At 45.3% G+C, this 21,743-nt stretch carries 17 protein-coding genes and 1 riboswitch; of the genes, 13 read left to right on the top strand and 4 right to left on the bottom strand.

From position 1 onward, the window contains the following. The first annotated feature begins 8 nt into the window (after positions 1 to 8). The 4 genes from JJ941_RS07990 to JJ941_RS07975 are packed head-to-tail and all read left to right on the top strand — an operon-like array spanning position 9 to position 5,028. A complete protein-coding gene (locus JJ941_RS07990; protein WP_290963599.1) occupies positions 9 to 746 on the top strand; it encodes a 2-phosphosulfolactate phosphatase in 738 nt (245 codons plus the stop codon). Next, complete coding sequence (locus JJ941_RS07985) at positions 739 to 3,285, top strand: DNA translocase FtsK (RefSeq protein WP_290963596.1); 2,547 nt, start codon at positions 739 to 741, stop codon at positions 3,283 to 3,285. The genes JJ941_RS07990 and JJ941_RS07985 overlap by 8 nt, the downstream gene beginning before the upstream one ends. After that, the gene (locus JJ941_RS07980) at positions 3,278 to 4,000 is read left to right on the top strand and encodes an outer membrane lipoprotein carrier protein LolA (protein ID WP_290963593.1); all 723 of its coding nucleotides are present in this window, start codon (positions 3,278 to 3,280) and stop codon (positions 3,998 to 4,000) included. Before JJ941_RS07985 ends, JJ941_RS07980 begins: the two co-directional genes overlap by 8 nt. Next, on the top strand, positions 4,000 to 5,028 hold the full coding sequence (locus tag JJ941_RS07975) for a lysylphosphatidylglycerol synthase transmembrane domain-containing protein (RefSeq protein WP_290963590.1): 1,029 nt from the start codon (positions 4,000 to 4,002) through the stop codon (positions 5,026 to 5,028). The genes JJ941_RS07980 and JJ941_RS07975 overlap by 1 nt, the downstream gene beginning before the upstream one ends. A gap of 160 nt (positions 5,029 to 5,188) precedes the next feature. Here the strand turns inward: JJ941_RS07975 and JJ941_RS07970 are convergent, their stop codons facing one another. Next, complete coding sequence (locus JJ941_RS07970; RefSeq protein ID WP_290963588.1) at positions 5,189 to 7,612, bottom strand: penicillin acylase family protein; 2,424 nt, start codon at positions 7,610 to 7,612, stop codon at positions 5,189 to 5,191. A gap of 109 nt (positions 7,613 to 7,721) precedes the next feature. Here JJ941_RS07970 and JJ941_RS07965 point away from each other — a divergent pair, with 109 nt between their 5' ends. Beyond that, positions 7,722 to 8,090, top strand: a complete 369-nt coding sequence (locus JJ941_RS07965) for a four helix bundle protein (protein WP_290963585.1) — start codon at positions 7,722 to 7,724, stop codon at positions 8,088 to 8,090. 25 nt (positions 8,091 to 8,115) lie between these two features. On the opposite strand, the gene JJ941_RS07960 is transcribed toward JJ941_RS07965, so the two are convergent. After that, on the bottom strand, positions 8,116 to 9,012 hold the full coding sequence (locus JJ941_RS07960) for an arginine deiminase-related protein (RefSeq protein ID WP_290963583.1): 897 nt from the start codon (positions 9,010 to 9,012) through the stop codon (positions 8,116 to 8,118). 216 nt (positions 9,013 to 9,228) lie between these two features. On the opposite strand from JJ941_RS07960, the gene JJ941_RS07955 reads away from it, so the two are divergent. From JJ941_RS07955 to JJ941_RS07925, 7 genes are all read left to right on the top strand, one after another. Next, on the top strand, positions 9,229 to 10,422 hold the full coding sequence (locus JJ941_RS07955; protein WP_290963581.1) for a D-alanine--D-alanine ligase family protein: 1,194 nt from the start codon (positions 9,229 to 9,231) through the stop codon (positions 10,420 to 10,422). Positions 10,423 to 10,495: 73 nt separating this feature from the next. After that, on the top strand, positions 10,496 to 11,932 hold the full coding sequence (locus JJ941_RS07950; protein ID WP_290963579.1) for an ABC transporter substrate-binding protein: 1,437 nt from the start codon (positions 10,496 to 10,498) through the stop codon (positions 11,930 to 11,932). Next, complete coding sequence (locus JJ941_RS07945; RefSeq protein ID WP_290963577.1) at positions 11,929 to 12,798, top strand: NAD(+)/NADH kinase; 870 nt, start codon at positions 11,929 to 11,931, stop codon at positions 12,796 to 12,798. Before JJ941_RS07950 ends, JJ941_RS07945 begins: the two co-directional genes overlap by 4 nt. A gap of 99 nt (positions 12,799 to 12,897) precedes the next feature. Further along, positions 12,898 to 13,854 (top strand): malate dehydrogenase, encoded by a 957-nt coding sequence (gene mdh / locus JJ941_RS07940; protein ID WP_290963575.1) that lies wholly within the window; start codon positions 12,898 to 12,900, stop codon positions 13,852 to 13,854. A 117-nt stretch (positions 13,855 to 13,971) separates the two neighbouring features. After that, positions 13,972 to 14,364: a type II toxin-antitoxin system VapC family toxin gene (locus JJ941_RS07935; RefSeq protein ID WP_255134383.1), complete on the top strand. Its 393-nt coding sequence runs from the start codon at positions 13,972 to 13,974 to the stop codon at positions 14,362 to 14,364. A 2-nt stretch (positions 14,365 to 14,366) separates the two neighbouring features. Then, complete coding sequence (locus JJ941_RS07930) at positions 14,367 to 14,603, top strand: type II toxin-antitoxin system Phd/YefM family antitoxin (RefSeq protein ID WP_290963573.1); 237 nt, start codon at positions 14,367 to 14,369, stop codon at positions 14,601 to 14,603. 75 nt (positions 14,604 to 14,678) lie between these two features. Then, a complete protein-coding gene (locus JJ941_RS07925; protein WP_290963570.1) occupies positions 14,679 to 16,532 on the top strand; it encodes a Xaa-Pro dipeptidyl-peptidase in 1,854 nt (617 codons plus the stop codon). Between the two features lie 62 nt (positions 16,533 to 16,594). Here the strand turns inward: JJ941_RS07925 and JJ941_RS07920 are convergent, their stop codons facing one another. Continuing rightward, a complete protein-coding gene (locus JJ941_RS07920) occupies positions 16,595 to 17,863 on the bottom strand; it encodes a M28 family peptidase (protein ID WP_290963567.1) in 1,269 nt (422 codons plus the stop codon). Positions 17,864 to 18,029: 166 nt separating this feature from the next. Then, positions 18,030 to 18,123, top strand: a riboswitch (TPP riboswitch). Positions 18,124 to 18,175: 52 nt separating this feature from the next. Here JJ941_RS07920 and JJ941_RS07915 point away from each other — a divergent pair. Further along, complete coding sequence (locus tag JJ941_RS07915; RefSeq protein WP_290963564.1) at positions 18,176 to 20,683, top strand: TonB-dependent receptor; 2,508 nt, start codon at positions 18,176 to 18,178, stop codon at positions 20,681 to 20,683. 82 nt (positions 20,684 to 20,765) lie between these two features. On the opposite strand, the gene JJ941_RS07910 is transcribed toward JJ941_RS07915, so the two are convergent. Continuing rightward, entirely contained in the window at positions 20,766 to 21,539 is a 774-nt protein-coding gene (locus JJ941_RS07910; RefSeq protein ID WP_290963561.1) for a lytic murein transglycosylase, read from the bottom strand. Positions 21,540 to 21,743: the final 204 nt, after the last annotated feature.

Here is a 21,743-nt window from a genome sequence, read left to right as displayed (position 1 = left end):
GAGAGAATATGCCAGAGATTAATTATATCGACGTTTTCTTTTCCGTTCAGGCTTTTCAGGAAGAAGAGCTGCGTGGGAAAACAGCGGTTATTATAGATGTGTTAAGAGCATCATCATCCATTACCACAGCGCTGAGTAACGGGGCCAAAAAAATCATTCCCGTAGCAGATATGAGTGATGCCATGAAGATCGCCAATACGATGGATCAAAAAGATTTTTTACTGTGTGGCGAAAAAAACGGAACCAAAATAGAAGGGTATCACCTTGGCAATTCCCCGGCCGAATATGAGCCGGAAGTGGTAAAAGGCAAAACGCTGATTTTCAATACTACGAATGGCACCAAGGCAATTAAAAAATCATCCCTTGCCAACCAGATTTATGTAGGCACCTTCCTGAATCAGGATAGCATATTGAATGCCCTGAAGGATCATGACGATGAAGTAGTATTAGTCTGCTCCGGATGGCAGGGTCGTTTGTCCATTGAAGATACTTTGTTTGCCGGCTCTCTGCTGCATGCCATTTCCGGAGGAGAGCTGCCTGACTCGGCTAAAGACGGGGCTAAAGTAGCATTTGGTCTTTTCCAAAAATTTGGGGATGATTTAGAAGGAGCCATCAGCAAGAGCGATCATGCAAAAAGATTGGCTGAACTGGTTCCAAATGGCGATATTGAATTCTGTTGCAAAGTAAATGAATTTGATGTGCTTCCCGGCATGCGGGATGGCATCCTGACCAATTTGAATGGCTAAAAATAACCTAAATACATCTACAACTACGGGGCTGGATTCCAACCGTAAGGTCGAAATTATCGGTATCATTGTGATGTCGATTGCGATTTTGCTTGGGCTGAGTATTATTTCTTACAATCCGGAGGACTACCAGTACGCCAAAAGCATTTCTTTCCTCGATTTGTTTAACCCTGACGCTTCATCACGGTTGGTGAAAAACTGGCTGGGTCCGGTAGGCGCTTATCTTTCCCATTACCTGGTGCATAGTTTATTCGGATATACCAGCATCATCCTAGCGCTCATAACCGGTTATCACGGCTGGCATACCTTTCGCCGTCGGGATTTCAAAGAGCTGAGCTGGCTAACCGTACTATCCATTTGGGGCATGGTGTTGCTTTCCACTTTCATTGGCTGGTTAAACACCAATGCCGATTTCCCTTCCGACTCTATCTGGAGCGGCTCAGCGGGAATTGCTATCTCGCAAGTACTGCAGAACATCACAGGGATTGGATCTATTTTTATTCTGTCTGTTTTGATGATCGTGACTTTGCTCATGTTTGTAGATCGTGACCTTCAGAAAACCATCGACAGCGTTAAGATCTGGATGGATAACCTGCGGGATAAAATGGAAGACTGGCGGGCTGAACGTCAGCTTCGTAAAGAGCAAAAAGCCAAAGAGCGGGAAGAACGCATAGCTGCCAAGAAAGCTGCGAAGGAAGAGAAAAAAGCTGAGCAACAAGCGAAGAAAGAAGAAAGCAGTTCTGATAACGAAGAGGAAGAACTTCAGAAAAAAGAAATCGCCGAACCTCAGGACGACAAAGAACCCGTGAAGCCGGCACCATCCATCGATGAGTTGGTGGAGAAGTCGGAAGCGGAAGAGCGCAAGCAGCGTGAGAAAGAGCAGCAGGAAGTTAAGACCTTAGATACTCGCCAGAGGGCTTCGTTAGAAAAAGAGGAAGTGGTTGATGAGGAAGAAGACGATCTGGAAGTTTCCGTTTATGTAGGGAAGGGCGAAGAAGAAGCTGATGAGAAAGATCTGGACAAGCAAAACCGGGAAAAAGCCAAGGAAGTCCCGGTCATAAAATACAAGTTCCCGAAAGTAGATCTGCTGGATCCGCCGCCCAATGAAGGTAACGAAGTGGATCTTGAAGAAATTAAAGAGAACAAGCGGATCATCCTTGATAAGCTGAAGCGCCACAAAATTGAGATTGTAGGCATTAACGCGATTGTTGGACCTACCGTTACGCTTTATGAACTGGAGCCGGCTCCCGATGTGAAAATTTCCAAGATTGAAAGCTATTCCAACGACCTGAAAATGGCTACGGCTTCCAAAGGTTTGCGTATGCTTTCGCCCATTCCGGGGAAGTCGGCTGTGGGAATTGAAGTGCCGAACAGCACGCGTGAAACGGTGTACATCAAGCAGGTTATTAATACCAAGAAATTTGTGGAAACCGACTTCGTGCTTCCGGTGGCCTTTGGGAAAACCATTGAGAACGAAGTGTTCATGATCGACCTGACCAAAATGCCTCACTTGTTGATTGCAGGTGCAACCGGGTCGGGTAAGTCGGTTGGGATTAATACCATCATCACCTGCCTGCTGTATAAGTGCCATCCGGATAATCTGAAGTTCGTGATGATTGACCCGAAGAAGATCGAGCTTTCCTTGTATCGTAATATTCAGAATCACTTCCTGGCTATGTTGCCGGATGCGGATGAGCCTATCGTCACGGATACTACCAAGGCCCAGGAAACGCTGGAAAGCTTGTGTAAGGAAATGGATGACCGCTACGACCTGCTGAAGATGGCGATGGTTCGCGACATCAAATCTTACAACGAAAAATATGCAACCGGCGAACTGGATGAAGAGCTGGGACACAGGCACCTGCCTTATATAGTCGTAATTATTGATGAGCTTGCCGACCTGATGATGACGGCCGGAAAGCAGATTGAGGAACCCATTGCGCGACTGGCACAGCTGGCACGTGCAATCGGAATCCACCTGGTGGTGGCTACACAGCGCCCATCGGTAAATGTGATTACCGGTACTATCAAGGCGAATTTCCCGGCACGAATTGCCTATCAGGTGGCTTCCAAAGTTGACTCCAGAACGATCCTGGATCAGGGCGGAGCCGATCAGCTGATTGGAATGGGTGATATGCTGTTTAACAACGGAACCGGGCTGGTCCGAATCCAAAATGCTTTTGTATCTACTGAAGAGGTGGATAAAATTAACTCCTTTATTGGCCAACAGGCGGGATATAAGGAACCTTTCCATTTGCCTATCATTAAAGAGGATGTAGCAGACATCCCGGATCCGCTGGATGATATTGACGAGTACTTCGAAGCCGCTGCCAAGCTGGTGATTTTACATCAACAAGGATCGGTTTCTCTGTTGCAACGGAAATTGAAAATCGGCTATAACCGCGCCGGTCGAATTATAGATCAGTTATTTAATGCAGGAATTGTTGGACCATATCAGGGCAGTACCGCACGGGACGTTCTCATTCAGGATGAAGATGAACTTCAGGAACTATTGGACAATCTTGATGAGTATGATTAGGAAGAGCTTTCAGCTGACAGGCTTCAGCTCTCAGCTAACCGGACGACTCGTTCTCGTTCCGAACCTCTGGTTCGGAACGCCTGTCAGAACCTCCGGTTCAAAAAAATTACTTAGGGTTCTGTCTGGGCTATTTTTTTTCAGCCTGATATTTAGCTTAACCGCCGTTGCCCAAACTCCAAACTTTGATCAGCTCAAGGAAAAGTTTGATGAGGGCCTGGTGTTTCGTGCTATGTTCAACCAAACATTTACGGATTCCTACACGGGAGAAGTAACCCGGAGTGAAGGACAAATCTGGCTCGATAAAGTCCGCTATAAACTGGAAGCCGATGGACAGGTGGTTGTGGTAGATGGAGAAACTTCAAAGGTATATGATCCATCCAGAAACCGCGTCATCATTGACTTGTACAACGCTGATGAAGACGATTTTGCCCCTTCCCGCATGCTCAGTGGCATTGACACGACTTATACCGTCAGTGAAGGAAAAATGGGTGATCAGACTATAATAACGCTGATATCTAATGACGATTTTGCTGTTTTTGTGGAAGTTGAAATCATTATAGATGAACAGTTTCGTCCAACAAAAATCACAGCATGGGATATTTCGGACAATGAAATCGTAACTACTTTTTCTGACGGCGCTTTTCTTAAACCGGAAACCGGCCTTTTCCAGCTCGATTATCCCGATGATGCCGAAGTTGTAGATATGAGATATTAATGCAGACTAAAAAGGTTCTGAAAATTGCTGCAAGTGTTCTGTTAGGAATACTTTTTCTTTGGCTGGCTTTCCGTGAAGTTGAGTTTTCTGAAGTTGTTGATTCAGCCCGGGGCATGTCCTGGTCGTGGATTCTTCCCTTTGCCGCAACCACACTTTTTGCCCACTTCATAAGGGCATTGCGTTGGGAAATGCTTTTTACCAATAAAGATAAGGTCCCCTCCAAAACCACTTTGTTTACCGGGGTAATGTTCGGGTATCTCGTCAACATTCCACTTCCCAGGGTGGGCGAAGTAGCGCGTCCGGTTTATGTAGCCCGTCAGGTTGATGAAAGCAACAGCAAAATTATCGGTACTATTGTACTGGAGCGTGTGGTCGATTTACTGGGCATGTTACTGTTGATGGCATTCGTGGTTGTTTTTTTGGTTGCCGACCCACAGGTGCTTTCCCGTTTATTCGGCGTTGATATCACCAGCTCTGAGACTCAAATCAACTTTATCCTGACGCTTGGTAAGTATGGATTGTTTGCTGCTGCCGGGTTGGGATTACTTCTTTGGCTTTTCAAAAAAGCAGAAGAAAAGACCGAAGGTAAAATTGCCGATTTTGTACACAACATTCAGAAGATCATCAGAACATTTGTGGACGGATTGCTGGCCATCAAAGAGCTAAAAAACTGGCCACTTTTCATCTTTTATTCCCTCCTGATTTGGGTGTTCTACATCACCATGACCTACATTGGTTTTTGGATGTTTGATATGCAGAATGTGTATGACCTGGGAATCACGGAAGCAGTTGTACTTACGGTTGTAAGCGCGGTTGGCATTTCGATTCCCACTCCTGGCGGCGTTGGCACCTATCATCTGTTTATTACCAAGACACTTCTGATCTTATACGCGGTTCCCGGAGCAACCGGACTTGCCTACGCTACTATCGCCCACGCCGCCACGCTTGTCATCATCATTACCAGTACGCCCGTTATGCTGGCTGTTGATAAGTACCTGCTGATGAGGAAAGAAGGGGAAGAACATTGAACAAGGAACATTCAAAATTGAATGTTGAAGTGATATGGTTTGGTTTTTATAGAAGCAGAGATTCACTTAGATAAAGCATCATTCTTGTATAGGCGTCTTTATTCTTGCTAAGGAGAAAACAAAAGAGGTTGAACTATTAGGCGCGATTATAGATGTAGAATTAATCAGAGCCCGGGTTTTTAAGGCTGATCTTATAATTGAATTCGGAGGGCTCTTCCTGGAAGAAATTCAGTTCGAAAAGGCCGCCGGTTCTCCAGGTTTCAATCATGGAGTCGTAATTCGGTGAGCCGGGATTTCCGGAAGCGCCCCCGGGATAAACGCCCCAGCCTTTTACTTCAGGTCCCAATTCAACCACCATCCTCCAGGATGGTCCAAAGCCTCCTCTAATCGCATTGATAGCATCTGATGAACCGCTGCTATATATATTTTGTTTCCCCATTCCTGGAACATTTGCCAGGTGATCGATATCGTTATTTATGGCAACGCCCCATTTCCATCGGTCTCCAGGTTCACCCCAGGCATTCGTCAATTCAGAGACAGACTCTTTAAGGGTTGCCGTTGCAATGTCTTCTCTTGTTTCCCTGGCTTCGGTTTCAATATTGTCGATAAATGAAAAATCGGGGTCATTTTTTACCACCTCTACGAAGATGTCTCTGGAAGGATATCTCAGGAGCGCGTCTGTAGTTTCATACTCATCATACATCACAGCCCGGTAGAAATTCCCCGCCCACTGCCGGAATATGGCGGGGGCCATTTCTTCAGCATCCATGTAGTAATTCCATTGGGTCATCAGGTCGTAGATGGTCTGCTCTTCTTCCGTCAGGCTATCCGTATCAGTCCATGCCAACAAGCTCGGTAAAAAGGTAGATGCATAATAACTGTAATCATCCATCTGCATATCCTGCATGTCTTTTGGGGTGATGTTTTCCATAGACTCCAGCAGGTCATTGATTCTCCGTCCGCGCTCAAATGGAGCGAAGTCATCATCCAGGTAGTAGGGATAATCGGGAGCAGCCGATTCCTGATTGGCCGAGCTCACAAAACCCCGATCCGGATTTTTTATGTGGGGAATCTGATCTCGGGGAATCCAGCCCTGCCAGTCATAGCTCGGGTCAGTACCGTCACTAACAGTGCGCCCCTGATGCTCCCACTTTTTTGGGAGTTTTCCATTCACCCATATAGCGATATCCCCTTCGTTACTGGCAAATACAAAGTTTTGAGCCGGTGCGGTGTATTCCTTTAAGGCAGCTACATAATCATCGTAATTTTCAGCGCGGTTCAATCCATAAAAAGTCTTGAGATCATTGGAGGGTTCATGGGCAATCCAGCGCATGGCGTGATAAGCCGGAGCCCGATCTTCATTTACACGGGACTCTACCTTGGTAACCGGTCCGTGATGGGTGTAAATCACCGTATCCATCACCGTTTCTTCCCCTCGTACTTTTACTTCTTCGATGCGGGTTGATGTGGGTTTCCACTGCCCATCGTGCCGGTATTCCTGCATGGTTTCATCACGAAACTCAATCTCGTACCAGTCCAGCACATCGGTGCCTACATTCGTCACGCCCCAGGCTACATCTTCGTTAAAGCCAATAATCACACCGGGGGAGCCCTGCAAACTCACACCATAGGTATTAACGCCGGGAGCATGCAGTTGCACCTCATACCAGATAGAAGGCAGGGTAAGTGAAAGGTGGGGATCGTTTGCCAAAATAGGATATCCGGAGGCAGTTTTTGATCCGCTTACCGCCCAGTTATTGCTTCCTATTCCTTCTTCGGTTGTAAAAGCCTCAATTTCTTTAGCCGAAGCCGGCACGTATAAACTGTCCGGTGCTTCCGGAATATCAGCATCAAAATCCCATTCTCTGCTGGGTGGAATGATAGGGTCGTTGAGTTCGGGTTCCCGGGTGAAAAAACGGTTTACAAAGTCATCGCCGAAATAAGCCAGGGTGTTGCTGGTTCGGTCATCCCTATTGCCGGCAGCCAGTGTCCGGGTCATGTTCTTAAGCAGTAAGGCCGTTTTGATAGGCTCCCATGGCTCGGGGGTAAAATCCAGTATTTTATATTCCAGGGGATATTCATCTGGCGAAAGTTCGTCAATGTAGGCATTTACCCCATCGGCATAAGCCTCGATGACAGCCAGCATATCCGGGTCTTTTTGGATTTCCTGCCAGGCTCTTTCGGCCCCAAAGGGCATTCCCCATCGGCGGGTTTGTTTGTCTCTGTTCAGCAAAGACGGACCGATAATTTCAGCTAACCTGCCGGCAGCATCGTAGGTCTGCATTTCCATCTGGAAAAGGCGGTCGCGAGCAACAATATATCCCTGAGCCAAATAAAGGTCATGCTCATTTTGAGCAAAGATATGGGGAACGCGACGGTCATCGAAATACACGGACACAATGTCCTTTAATCCCGGAATATCCAGTTCTTGTGATTGCGGAGCAGTTGTTTCGGCATTGGCCCAAAACCCGGCATGAGGATCAAAAAACTTACCCAGAGGCGGAACCGATCCAAATTTTGTATTCAAAGAAATGATAACAGCGAGAAGAATCAGAAAAGAAATTCCGGCTTTCAAATAATTCATATAAAAAGTGCTTTGTGCGATGTGCGTGGTCAGATGCACATACTTGAAATAATTTTGTAAGGAATATATTTGAAATCGCTCTTAACAAGAAAAGAAAAAAATGAAAGTTATGGGTACAGCACAAAAATTTGAAGAACTTGAATGCTGGCAATGTGCCAGAGAATTAGTTGGGATGGTTTATACATCTTCAAGAGTTGGTCCACTATCAAAAGATTATGGGTTAAAAGATCAAATCAGAAGAGCATCAGTTTCGGTTATGAATAACATTGCTGAAGGCTTCACCAGATTTGGGAGGAAAGAAATGGTCCGCTTCTTCAATATTTCTCAAAGTTCAGCATCTGAAGTACAAAGTATGACCTATATTCTAGCCGACTTAAATTATTTACCTAAAGAGAGGTGTGAAGAAATTAGATTAAAGGCGCTGGAGTGCAGAAATAAAATTATTGCTTTCATGCGCTATCATAAGAACCAAATTTAAGGCAATAACATCGCACATAGCACAATTACCAAAGCAGCATTTTCATGCAGAAAACAGAGCCGCCACTTTTCAGGAACTGGTAGGTGCTGAACTCATGCACTTTAAATCCGGATTCTTTCAGTTTATGATTTACATCCACACAGCCCTGTTGTATAAAAACATTCTTTCCATCCGGACAGGTAGCATTACAGGCAAAGAGCTTCTCCGCCTCATATTTTGATGCTTCAATCACATTCGTAAATAAGGTGTGAATCAGCTCCAGCCCTTCATCGGTAAAAGCTTTGGGGTATATAAGTGCGGTATCGGAATCAAGGATGCACAAGCAGGTGTCAAGATGGTAAAAGCGCTCATCGATAAGCTCAAGTGCAATAATCGGGGTGCCGAACGTCTCTGAAATCACATCATATACTTCTTTGGAAGAGCGGTACCCATATCCTCCCCAAAGCAGCCTTTTCTTGAAATGCCAAATCGCATCACCCATTCCCTCAAAACTGGAGAACCGGTCGCCATCGAGGTGTACAATTTCGTAGCTGCTGTCCTCATATACTTTTTGAATGGTAGGCACTTCCCCCTTCCGCTGATCGGAGTTCATCACGCTCATAATCACTTCCTTTTTGCCATCTTTAGTGATATTTGGCAGGCTTTGATTGGCACAAAAAACCATGTCCGGGTATCCACGCTGGCCCTCTATCACATGCACGTATAATCCAAGTTCCTCATAAGCCGCTCTCAGGTGCTCCCATTCATTTTGGGCAGCCAGCTTATCCACATCCCCGATGTTACCTTCCATGTGCGGGTTAATCACATATTCCACCGAAAAATAGGTGGGCTTCACCAACAGAACTTTCTCCGGTGCCGGCATCGATTCCAGCTCCGAAAGCTTAAAATTCAATTGATTTACAGATGTGATTACCATACTCATAAGCGATTGATTTAAAGATTCCACAGAACAGCAAATATTGAAAATATCATATTGAGGAACAAGATCAAGTTTTAAAAGATAGGTATTAGTTGGAAGATTTCAGGTGTTAGGTTTTAGCAGAAAGCTAAAACCTAACACCTTGTCACTAAAACCTTTCAATCTATTAACAATTAAGCGGAAACAATCCTATTTTCGGCTTCAACAATACACTCAGCTATGACTCAAAAAAACCTTATTGTCGCTTTTGGAGGCGTTTCTACGGAACATGAAGTTTCGGTGCTAACAGCCATCCAGGCTATCTCTGCACTTGAAGACAGTTCCTACCATTGTATCCCCTTGTATGTCACAAAATCAGGGCGCTGGCTGACCGGAGAAAAGCTGCTGGATCTCAGTAACTTTAAAGACCTTCCCTCCCTTGAAAACGACAGTGTTTCCTGCGCCTTTGTAAAAGATGAAACCGGTAAGACTCATCTTAAAGAACAGGATGGTGGTGGAATATTCTCAAAGCCCAAAAGCTACCCGGTTTATGCCGTGTTGTGTGCTTTTCATGGAAGTGAAGGGGAGAACGGTGCTTTTCAGGGAGTATGCGAAATGATGAACGTGCCCTATTCGGGAAGCGGAGTGTTGGGCTCTTCGTTAGGGATGAATAAAGTGAAGGCAAAGCTGGTTGCAGCCGCAAACGGAATTCCGGTGACTAAAGCAGTTAACTTTTATGAATCTGATTGGGAAAAAGAGCAGAACGATATCATCACCATTGCCGAAGGGTACGATTACCCTCTAATCGTGAAGCCGGTGAGCCTTGGGAGCAGCATTGGTGTGGCAATAGCAAACTCCCGCGATGAACTGATTGATGCTGTAGAAACAGCTTTCCGCTATGATGAACACTTGCTGATTGAGGAAGCCGTAAATCCACTTATGGAAATTAACTGCTCGGTAATGGGCACCCCGGATGATTGCCGGGCCAGTGTGTGTGAAAAACCTTTGGGTCAAACCGAAACGCTCTCTTTTGAGGATAAGTATCAGAGCGGAGACGGAGCAGATAAAGGTATGGCCTCGGCAGACCGGGTTATCCCGGCGGATATTTCCGATGAACTCACAAAAAAAATTCAGAATCTTGCTACAAAAACTTTTTCAGCTTTGGATGCTTCCGGTTTGGCACGATTAGATTTTCTGGTGAATGCGAACACCGAAGAAGTGTACTTTAATGAAATCAATACAATACCGGGTTCTTTCTCATTTTATCTGTGGGATAAATCGGGGCTTAACTTTACCCAACTGCTCAATGAACTTATAGAAATCGGGTTGAAGCAGCATCGTGCAAAAAATGGAAGAGTTCGCAGTTATGAGACTAACTTACTTAATGAAAAAGCCATTAAAGGCATTAAAGGGTTAAAAGGCAGTAAAAATTGACTTCCGATTGCTAATAAGGGAATGATTTCCATCGTTCATATTTTGTTTTACTAAAACAGACAGACACAACTCAATGAAAAAATTTGTCCTCCTTATAATTTCAGTATTTGTTTTCATTTCCTGCGGCAAGGAACTTGAAACGGTCACCGTTAAGTCAGACACCTCTGAATTGCTGAATGCCCCGGCAGATTCCGTTTATACCGAAATTGATCCCGCCCAGGACGATTTTGTTCATATTCGGTTTGGTGAAATTGCTGCCATCGAATCTCTTGATCCGCTTTTTGCGTCCTCAAACAGCGAGTGGCGGGTGATGAATCTTATCTATGAAGGGCTCACCGGCTTGAACAGCTCCGGCAATCCTTCACCCGCACTGGCCAAAAGGTGGGAGGTAAATACCGATTCTACTCAGTTCACCTTTCACCTGAGAACCGATGTGTATTTTCATGATTCTCCTGCCTTCGAAAACGGATCTGGCCGAAGATTTGTGGCAAGTGATGTGCGCTATGCATTTGAGCGCATGGCAGATAATGATGTACCGGATTTCACTGCGAATCACTTTAGTGATATCAGAGGATTTGTGGCTTATCACAGTGAGCAGACCCTGGTAAAAAATCCCGATAAAAGAGTCTTCAATACTATCGAAGGGCTGAAAATTCGAAATGACTCAACCGTCGTTTTCTTTCTGAATAAACCTTCCTCCGATTTTCTTGAAAGGCTTGCACACCCCATGGCTTCCATCTATGCCAAACAAAGTGTACCGGCAGGGAATAGGCTTATACAGAAAGCAGCAGGAACCGGACGATTCACCTTTATTAAAAAGGAAGGGAATGCTCATTTATTAACGCAGAATAAGGCGTACAGAGGGTTCACTCCAAAAATAAACCGGCTGGATATTGTTTCGGGATTAGAGGAAAAGGATTTATACCAGCAGCTCGCCAGGAAAAATTTAGATGCACTCATTGAGGTTGGAAGTTCCACGTTGATGTCTGTTACAGACTCCACAGGTACACTTTTAGACAGTTTTACCAACACATTTCAACTCAATCAAACTTCAACCTATTCTGAATATTCGTTCTTTTACAATCGGAATTCCGGCCAACGTGCTTCTGTGAATGAGTTAATTTCAAATGCTGATCTTGAAAATCTGTTGCCACTTTCTGCCATGGGAACCGTTACCACCAATACGGTAGGATCAGCAGATGGAGCAGAGCCTGATTCGAGCCGGCAGTTGGTGATCACACAAACCGTGCATCCGTTTGAAGTATTCTTCCTGGATAGGCTTGCGACCCGGGCAACAAACATGGATTTCTCCTTTTCGATGAACGCTTCTTTTGCCCTTTATGACGATATCAGTCTAACCACCCGGCCTTATCCCGATACAGAAAAATTCCTTAGCTGGAAATCTCCGGTTTATATTTTAAGCAGCCCGGCGATTTCCGGAATCAGTATTACCCATGAGCCGTGGAACATTAGCCTGGTATCGGTCAAGAAAAATGGGGGAAGTGAATGAAGCTCGGAATCGTTGCAAACCCGCAGAAGTATGAGGTCAGGGAAGTCCTTTCCGAAACCATAAAATGGGCGGAACGGAAGAACATATCCCTTTTCATCAACAAAGAAGTTTGTGAGGAAACCGGACTTAACAACACGGAGATTCTACAAAAAACCAATTCCGATACTGATTCCATCAAAGCCTGTGACATCGTTTTGGTGATGGGTGGAGATGGAACCATTCTTTACACGGCCCGCATTTCAAAAGATATCAATAAACCCATTCTGGGGATTAACAGCGGTCGACTTGGCTTCATGGCGAACACACAGATTGAAGACCTGGAACGAGCACTCGACTGCCTGCTGAACAACGATTACACCCTTGACAAACGCTCGTTTTTGTTGGCAACCGACACGAACGGTAATAAATATCACGCGCTGAATGAGTTTTTATTTACCCGGAAGGATTCCATTTCCATGGTAAATGTGACGGCTGAATATGATGGAAGCCTGATTAACACATACTGGGCCGATGGATTGATTGTAGCATCCCCGACCGGTTCTACAGCTTATAACCTGGCGTCTGGTGGACCGATAGTGGCTCCCGGAACGGAAGTTTTTTTGGTAACTCCCATTAATCCCCACACACTCACGACCCGGCCACTGGTATTAAACTCAGCAAAACCGCTGAGGGTTGTTATTGAAAAACAGCAGAGCGAGGTTCAATTCTCGTATGACGGTCAGGTTCATGAAATTGAAAACTTCCCTTTTGAAGTGGAAATCTTGAAATCCGATTTAACTTTTGATCTCGTGCACCTGCCGGGCCAGGATTACTTTGAAACCCTGCGTAATAAATTGATGTGGGGAATGGATAAAAGAAGAAGTTAGAACCCTGGCTCCTGAGCTCTGATTTCTTATCTTCTACACAAGAGGTTCACAACAGGATATTATTTTAAATCGAAAACTGAACACTAAAAACCAAATATAATGAAAGTAACAGTAGTTGGAGCTGGAGGTAACGTTGGCTCAACCGTAGTTGACGTACTCGCACAACGAGACATTTGCAAAGAAATCGTCGCCGTAGATATTGAGAAGAAAGACGGAGATAAAACTTTTTACCCATCCAAAGGCCGTGGTTTGGATCAGTGGGAATCAGCGCCTGTCCACCTTTTCGATACACGCATAAAAGGCACCGTTGATTATGCCGACACCGCCGGATCTGATGTATGTGTGATCACTGCCGGTGTACCGCGCCGACCGGGGATGAGCCGCGACGACCTGCTTGAAATTAATGCCAATATCGTAAGTGGTGTTTCTAAAGAGCTCGCCAAGCATTCTCCTGATACCATCATTATTGTGGTCTCCAATCCTTTGGATGTAATGGTACAGGTTGCCAAAGAAGCCAGTGGACTTCCTTATGAAAGAGTAATGGGAATGGCCGGAATCCTGGATACTGCTCGCTACCGTGCTTTTATTGCAGACGAGTTGGATGTATCTCCAAAAGACATTCAGGCGTTGTTGATGGGTGGCCACGGAGACACGATGGTGCCATTACCACGGTTCACCACGCTTTCCGGAATGCCTATCACACACTTCATTGATGAAGATCGGCTGAATGAGATCGTAGAACGCGCCAAGAAAGGCGGAGGAGAGATCGTAGGCCTGATGGGAACCTCAGCCTGGTATGCTCCCGGAGCTGCTGCTGCCCAAATGGTTGAAGCCATTCTCCTGGATCAAAACCGAATTTTCCCGGTATGTGCACACATCGACGGACAATACGGAATTGATGACCTGTACATTGGCGTACCTGTGAAGCTGGGAACCGGTGGCGTAAAAGAAGTGATAGAGGTTGACTTAAACAAAAAAGAACATGACCTTTTAGAGGAATCAGCTAAAGCAGTGCGCAGTACTTTAGATGATTTCCGAAAACTAATGAACAAGTAAACTAAACAACGAGGACTAAGGTCTTCACTACTTGCATTAATCCCTCACGTGAATTCGTTCGCGTGAGGGATTTTTTTTTGGCAGAGAATTACACTTGTACAATTGTTATATTCAGCCATGGATATTGTAATTGACACATCAGCTGTATTGGCTGTTCTATTAAATGAAGCCTCAAGAAATTCAATCCTTTCGAACAGCAAGGGAATGGATCTCATTGCACCGATAAGTATTGATGCCGAAATCGGTAATGCGATATCGTCAATGTTTAAAAGAAATCGTTTGGTATTTGATGAAGCTCTAAAAGTTTTGAGTCAGTACCATCTTATTCCAATCAGAAAAACGAGTTTGGACTTAAAGGAGTCTATATCGTTAAGTAAAGAATTGAATATTTATGCATACGATGCGTACATGCTTTATTGTTGTATTAAATACAATTCCCCACTTTTGAGTTTAGACACAACACTCCTCAATCACGCAAAAAATAAAGGGATAAAAACAATAGAGGTTTAGCCATGAAAGTATATACCTACTCACAAGCCCGGCAAAACCTTGCCCAACTTCTGGATGAGGTAAAAAAAGATGGTGAAATTCGTATTAAGCGAAGAGATGGGAGAACCTATGTTGTAAAGCAACTTGAAGAGGAAAAGTCTCCATTAGATGTTGAAGGTGTAAACACCAACTTTACCAGAGGCGAATTAAATGATATTGTCAGGGAAGGCCGGCAACGCTATGATCTGAATAAAGAATAACCGCCTACATTTTTCGACAATTACTTAAAGATATTCCATTACATTCCTTCATTACATCAGCTCAGATTTAAAATTATGAATACACTTAAAAAACACCTTTTTACCCTCACTGTCCTGACCTTTATTTTTCTATGGGGCAGCGAGCTCATCGCGCAGGATGTCCAAATTCCAGTCATCGAAAATGGCCGGGCACAGGTAATTCCCGAACTTGAAAATCCCGAAAACTGGATTCGGGAAGATCTTTGGGTTGAAACCGAGTTTGACTCAGACCGTGATGGTAAACTTGACCGCATGCATGTGGATGTAACCCGTCCTAAACAAACGGAAGAAGGCCTTAAGCTGCCTGTTGTTTATGAAACAAGCCCCTATTATGCAGGAACTGCTGGTATGGTTGATGGTTTGTTCTGGAATGTGCGCCATGAGTTGGGAGAGCTTGGATCCAATGAAGTGGGTGAAGGAAAAAGCCGCCGGGCACACCCGGAAGTTATTCGACGGGGAGAACGGCCCATCATTTCAAATTCACAGATAAAAACATGGGTTCCCAGAGGGTACATTGTGGTTCACTCATCCTCTCCGGGAACCGGACTTTCGGATGGAGCTCCAACGGTTGGTGGCGATAATGAATCCCTTGCCCCCAAAGCTGTTATTGAATGGCTGGCAGGCAAGGATAATGGATACACCAGCCGGGATGGAAATGAAAAAGTGATGGCCAGCTGGTCGACCGGTAAAGTGGGAATGACCGGAACCTCTTACAATGGTACGCTTCCATTGGCGGCTGCAACTACCGGTGTGGATGGCCTGGAAGTCATTATTCCGGTTGCTCCGAATACATCGTATTATCACTATTATCGTTCCAATGGGTTAGTTCGCAGCCCAGGGGGCTATTTGGGTGAAGATATTGATGTGCTTTATGATTTCATCCATAGTGGGAGAGAATCGCTGCGGGAGCGAAATAACCTGCGAATCCGGGATACGGAAATGGCAGAAAACATGGATCGCCGGACCGGAGATTACAACGAATTTTGGGCCGGCCGCGATTACCTTAACGACATGCCCGCCATGAAGGCTGCCATGTTGATGAGCCACGGCTTTAACGACTGGAACGTGATGCCTGAACACAGTTATCGAATTTACGAGGAGGCTAAAGAAATGGGGCTTCACACTCAGATCTACTACCACCAATTTGGCCATGGCGGACCGCCACCGGTGGAAATGATGAACCGCTGGTTTACTCACTATTTGTTTGGAGTGGATAATGGAATCAGTGATGAGACCGGAGCCTGGATCGTGCGTGAATATGATGACCCTGCAAATCCTACCTTCTACCCGGACTACCCTAACCCAGAAGCTGAACCGGTTACCTTATACTTGAACAGCGGAGCTCCACAGAAAGGAAGCCTGAGTCTGAATAAGCCCGGAAAACAGGGTACAGAAACCTTAGTGGATAATTTTTCTTTTGATGGGGAATCTCTTGCACGGGCTGAGATTACAGATCACCGGTTGCTGTACGTTACGCCACCTTTAAAAGACTCTCTCCACATTTCAGGATTGCCAACTATCAACATAAAACTGGCCAGTAGTAAGCCCGCGGCAAATCTCTCGGTTTGGTTGGTTTCTCTGCCTTGGGATGAACGCAGAAATGGACGAATTACGGATAATATCATCACCCGCGGCTGGGCTGACCCGCAGAATCATGAATCCTTAACCGAAAGTGAGCCGCTTAAACCCGGTAAATTCTATGAGCTGACTTTTGAGCTTCAGCCTGATGATCAGATTATACGTCCTGGCCAGCAGATTGGGTTGATGGTTTTTAGTAGTGATAAAGAATATACCATTCATCCTGATCCGGGCACAGAATTGACCGTTGATTTGGATGCAACCACATTAACACTGCCGGTTGTTGGTGGAAAAGCAGCCTTTAGTTGGTAGAAAATACATGTAGAGACACAAGATTTTGTGTCTCTACATGTATTTTGGTGGTGGACTATTAATTACAGCTGCAAATCAAAGCTCAGTTCTTCCCCATCGCGGAGAACGGTTACGGTTGTTTGCTGTCCGGCCTTGAGCTCATTCAAAGCTTCCATGTATTTGTAGATGTCGGCTATATCCCTACCACCTATATTGATGATAATATCACCGCCCTGCAGCCCGGCATTATCGGCAGCACGGCCTTCACTCACACCTGTAATTCTAAATCCCTCTCCGTCATAGCCGTAATCAGGCAATACTCCGAGGGTAGGTCCGTCCATCGTCATGTTTCGTTGCTGTTCGCCGGGGGCTTCGGTAAATGCCATATCTTCTTTATCCAGTTCATCCAGGCGTTCAATTACCCGCTTTACATGTGTAAGAAGCTGTTCCTGCCCTTCTGCATTAATCCATTCCGTGTCATCAGAAGGTCGGTGATAGTCGGCATGCGTATCTGTGAAGTAATGCAAAACCGGAATATCCTGATAGTAAAAACTGGTGTGATCGCTGGCTCCGGTTCCATCGGGAACCAGGTCTAACTGAAGAGAATCTGTGTTGGCTTCAGTAAGAATAGATTCCCAGCTATCCGTAGTAGCTACGCCGAAAATCATCAGGCGGCCGTTGCTCATTCGTCCCACCATATCCATATTGATCATAGCCAAAGCGTTTTCCAGTTCAATGGTCGGGTTCTCCACATAATACTGAGAGCCCAGCAGGCCCATTTCCTCCCCGGAAAAAGCGAGGAAGAGAAGATCTGTTTCCGGGCGATTAGCTGAAAAATATTCGGCCAGCTCCAACACGCCGGCGGTTCCGGAAGCGTTGTCATCGGCTCCATTGTGTATGCGCGGCTCCTCACTACTGCTCAGCGAGCCAAATCGTCCCATTCCTAAATGGTCATAATGTGCTCCCACAATTATTACTTCATCCGAATCTCCGGTTCCCTGTAATAATCCGGCAACGTTCTTGCTCAATCTCTTTTCACCTGAAGTATCCGATTCACTCGCATGTGGATTATTCAACACCGCCGTGTTGATGGTGAATTCCTGAAAATAGGTTCCTTCCTCGCCGGCAGGATCAAGACCATAGCTTCGGAATAAATCGGCGATATAATTAGCAGCGGCCGCTTCTTCCGCCGTACCCGCTTCCCGGCCCCGCATTTGATCGGCAGCCAAAAAGGTGATGTGTGATAAAACATCCTGATCAGAAATTTCGGGAGTTGTTGATCGCTCCTTTTCGGAAGAGGAACAGGAAACAAACACTACAGCCAGCAGTAAAATTGATAAATATTTGGTCATGATGATGGATCATAATATGGGTTAATAAGCTTAGCTAAGATAACATTTGGAACGGGTTTTTAGAATGAAAATCGTATATCCAGAATAGGAGCTGTCTATGTTTTCCGCATTCAATGTTGAATGTTCCTTGTTGAATGTTCAAAACCCTCGTATCTTTGAAGCTCACAACCAAGGTTGGGGGTGCTTGCATAGCGGGCTGAGATTACACCCTAATACCTGAACCGGATAATACCGGCGTAGGGAAACCTGTTTACCGCACAGTTACGCAAGTTAACCTCCTCCATTAATCAAAGAAGTATCAAATGGAGGATTATGTTTAATCTATTCTTTAAGAAGTCGTTGCTAACGGCTTTTCTGTTAACAATACCACTACTCTTTTCTCAGGAAGTTCAGGCGCAAACCGTTACGGGAAAGGTGCTTGATGCCCAATCCAAAGAACCGCTTCAGGGAGCTGCTGTACGCCAGCAGGGTACATCCCGTGGCGTAGTTACCCAGGATGACGGCTCTTTCGACATCCGGCTTTCTGAAAACGGAGAAGAAGCTTTACTGATCACCTATCTCGGGTATAAAGACGAAGAAGTTGGTGTGTCTGATGACAAGAAAGACCTCGAAATCTATCTCTTTCCGGAAACGTATATCGGAGATGATGTTTTTGTAAGTGCCACTCGCGCAGATGAAGCATCGCCCATTACCTATACCAATATTGATGCGGAGGAGATTGAAAGGCGCAATCTCGGGCAAGATGTGCCTTACCTGCTGCAAAGTGCCCCATCGGTCACCACCACCTCTGATGCCGGTGCCGGAATTGGCTATACGGGCATTCGAATTCGTGGTGTTGACCCGGCGCGGATCAATGTAACTATTAACGGAATTCCGGTGAATGATGCAGAGTCTCATGGCGTATTCTGGGTGAATTTACCGGACCTTTCTTCCTCTACAGAGAATATTCAAATTCAGCGTGGAGTGGGAACATCTACAAATGGTGCCGGTGCATTTGGAGCTACGGTGAACTTGCAAACCAGCTCTTCACAAGCCGATCCTTTTGGGGAGGTGAATACCGGGCTCGGTTCCTTCAATACCCAAAAATACAACGTTAAATTAGGCTCCGGATTGATGGAAAACGGCTGGCAATTTGAAGGCCGCTTGTCCAAAATTGATTCCGATGGTTTCATAGACCGTGCCAGCTCAGACCTTGATTCTTATTTTCTTTCCGCTTCACACCACGGAGACCGCAGCTTGTTACGTGCAGATGTATTTTCCGGGCGGGAGCGTACCTACCAGGCATGGAATGGTGTGCCTGAACCCATTCTTGAAGGGGATCAACAGGAGCTGGAGCGCTACATTTCAAACCTCGTTTTCAATCCAGGTGAACAGGAACACTGGAGAGAAAATCTCGGAAACCGGCAATTCAATCAGTTCCGGTACGAAGACCAGCTAGATAACTACCAGCAGAACTATTACCAATTGCACTATTCATACCAGATTCGAGAAAACTGGAATGCCAATGTCTCCGCCTTTTACACCAAAGGGTTTGGGTATTTTGAGGAATATGAACGGGGTGAAGATCTCTCAGAATACGGAATCGAGCCACTTAATTCCGGCGACCCGACTGAATCAGATCTCGTCCGCCGACGATGGTTAGACAATGATTTCTACGGAACCATATTCTCTACCCAATACACTCACTCAGAAACCTGGGATGTTACCTTTGGTGGTGGCTACAGCTACTATGACGGAGCTCACTTTGGCGAAGTGATCTGGGCACGATATGCAGGCGACAGTGAAATCGAAGAGCGCTACTACGACAATGACGGCATCAAGAATGATTATAACCTGTACTCCAAACTTCAGTACAAACTCACTGAAAACCTGAATTCGTATGTTGATCTTCAGGTGCGCGGAGTGGAATATGATTTCCTTGGGAACGGGTTTGTCCGCAGTGCCGGCAGCAATGTTCGCGATAGCCTGGTTGCCCTTCAGCAAACCGACAACCTGTTGTTCTTCAATCCGAAATTCGGTTTTGTGTATAGCTTGCCGGAAGACCAACGGGTGTATGCTTCATTCGCTGTTGGCAGCAAAGAGCCCACACGGGATGAGTATGTAGATTCAAGCCCTGAAAGCCGGCCCAACCCTGAGAAACTCTACAATGTAGAGCTTGGGTATCGTGGCGATTTCAACCGCTTTTTTACCGGGGTGAATGTGTATGGGATGTTCTACCGCGATCAATTAGTGCCTACCGGGCAGATCAATGATGTGGGGGAAATCGTGCGGGAAAACGTTCCTGAAAGCTATAGAGCCGGTATAGAATTGCAGGGCGGTTATAGTCTGACCAACAATCTGAGCATTTCTGCGAATGCCACTTTCAGCCAAAACAAGATTGTAGAATACACCCAGTACACTGATCTTTATGACGCAAGTTTCAGCTACCAGGGGCAACAGGAAACGGTGTATGAAGATACCGATATCGCTTTTTCACCTTCTGTTGTTACCAATGGAATCATTAGTTATCAAAACAAGGGGTTAACAGCCGAAATCATATCGAAATATGTGTCCCGGCAGTACCTCGATAATACTCAAACGCAGAGCAGGTCTATCGATCCATACTTTGTGAATGATGTTCGCTTAAGTTATGGGTTCGGTGATGTACCACTATTGGAAGATATCACCGCTACGCTGCAGGTGAACAACATCTTCAATCACAAGTACGTGACTAACGGCTATACCTTCGGGTGGATTTATGATGGGACCCCGGCTCACTTCAATTATTACTACCCACAGGCGGGAACCAACTTCTTGTTTCAGGTGAAGTGGGAGTTTTAATCTAAAAGTTTAAACAAGAAGTTTGACCTTCCAGAGCCTTCAGCTTGAACACTGAAGGCTTTTTTGTTTAAAGGAGGCACTTTTACCTTGTCTTTTCCAGCTTCCGCGCTTCCTCAGCCAGCTCCAGTACCACTTTGGTGTACATGGTGCTTGGATTATAGCGCATAACCGCCTTCTCCATGCTGCCCGTTATTTCGTAAAAGTGAGACAGGTAATTGGCAACAGAGAAAATGTTATTGGGCATATAATAAAGATCAGAGCCCACCCACCAGCGATTCAGTGAATAGGGAATAAATTGGGCATAAGACATTGCCCCGGCATAACTGGATTCCAGCGATAGTATATCCAGGTCATTCTTTTTTGCAAAGATAAGAAGCTCTTCCAGCTGAGCCTTCGACCATTCACTTCTATAGCCTTCCGCATACATCGAAACGTAAGCATTAAATGGATTGTAGCTTCCTTTGTACTTCCCAAACTCAGATTCAATCCCGATAATCCCTGCAATCACATGCTTGGGGATGCCGTATTTTTCCTGGGCGGCGTCTAATTCCGGGGCGTATTTAACTAGAAAGTCTTCCAGCTTTTGCTTTTTAACATCGTACTTAATAATGCCCTGGTAATCCTCAAAACTTTCGATCTTGATTTCGACCGCTCGTGTAAACTTCCCGGTGATGTCTTCAATCAGTTTAAAGCGGGAGTCTTCCAAAAGCTGATTAAATGCATAACCTTTGCTTTCAAAGTATTCGGAAAGCTCATCGATATTGGCTTTCATTTTATCCGGATCGGAAGGGTCAGCTGATGCCGTAAATGGAATCGTTAGCAGGAATAACAGGAATGGGATGATGGTCTTTTTCATAATAGTCGCGGTTCGTTTCGCCTCTCTGAGCTCTATTATAACAAATTCAGACAGCTTTGAGTATTAAAGATTGTAGAGTTGTTAAGAAATTTATGTGTGCTGAGCTCAAATCTATCCAAAATTCAACATTCCTTGTTCAATATTCGAAGTTCAAATCAAAAACCCTTACCTTTTAGGGCTTTAAAAAGTCCGCTTCACGGTTTT

The organism is Gracilimonas sp. (genome assembly GCF_017641085.1).
Classification (GTDB): Bacteria; Bacteroidota; Rhodothermia; order Balneolales; family Balneolaceae; genus Gracilimonas.
The sequence above is the reverse complement of the archived record's forward strand: the minus strand, read 5'-3'. Positions and strand labels throughout refer to the sequence as shown.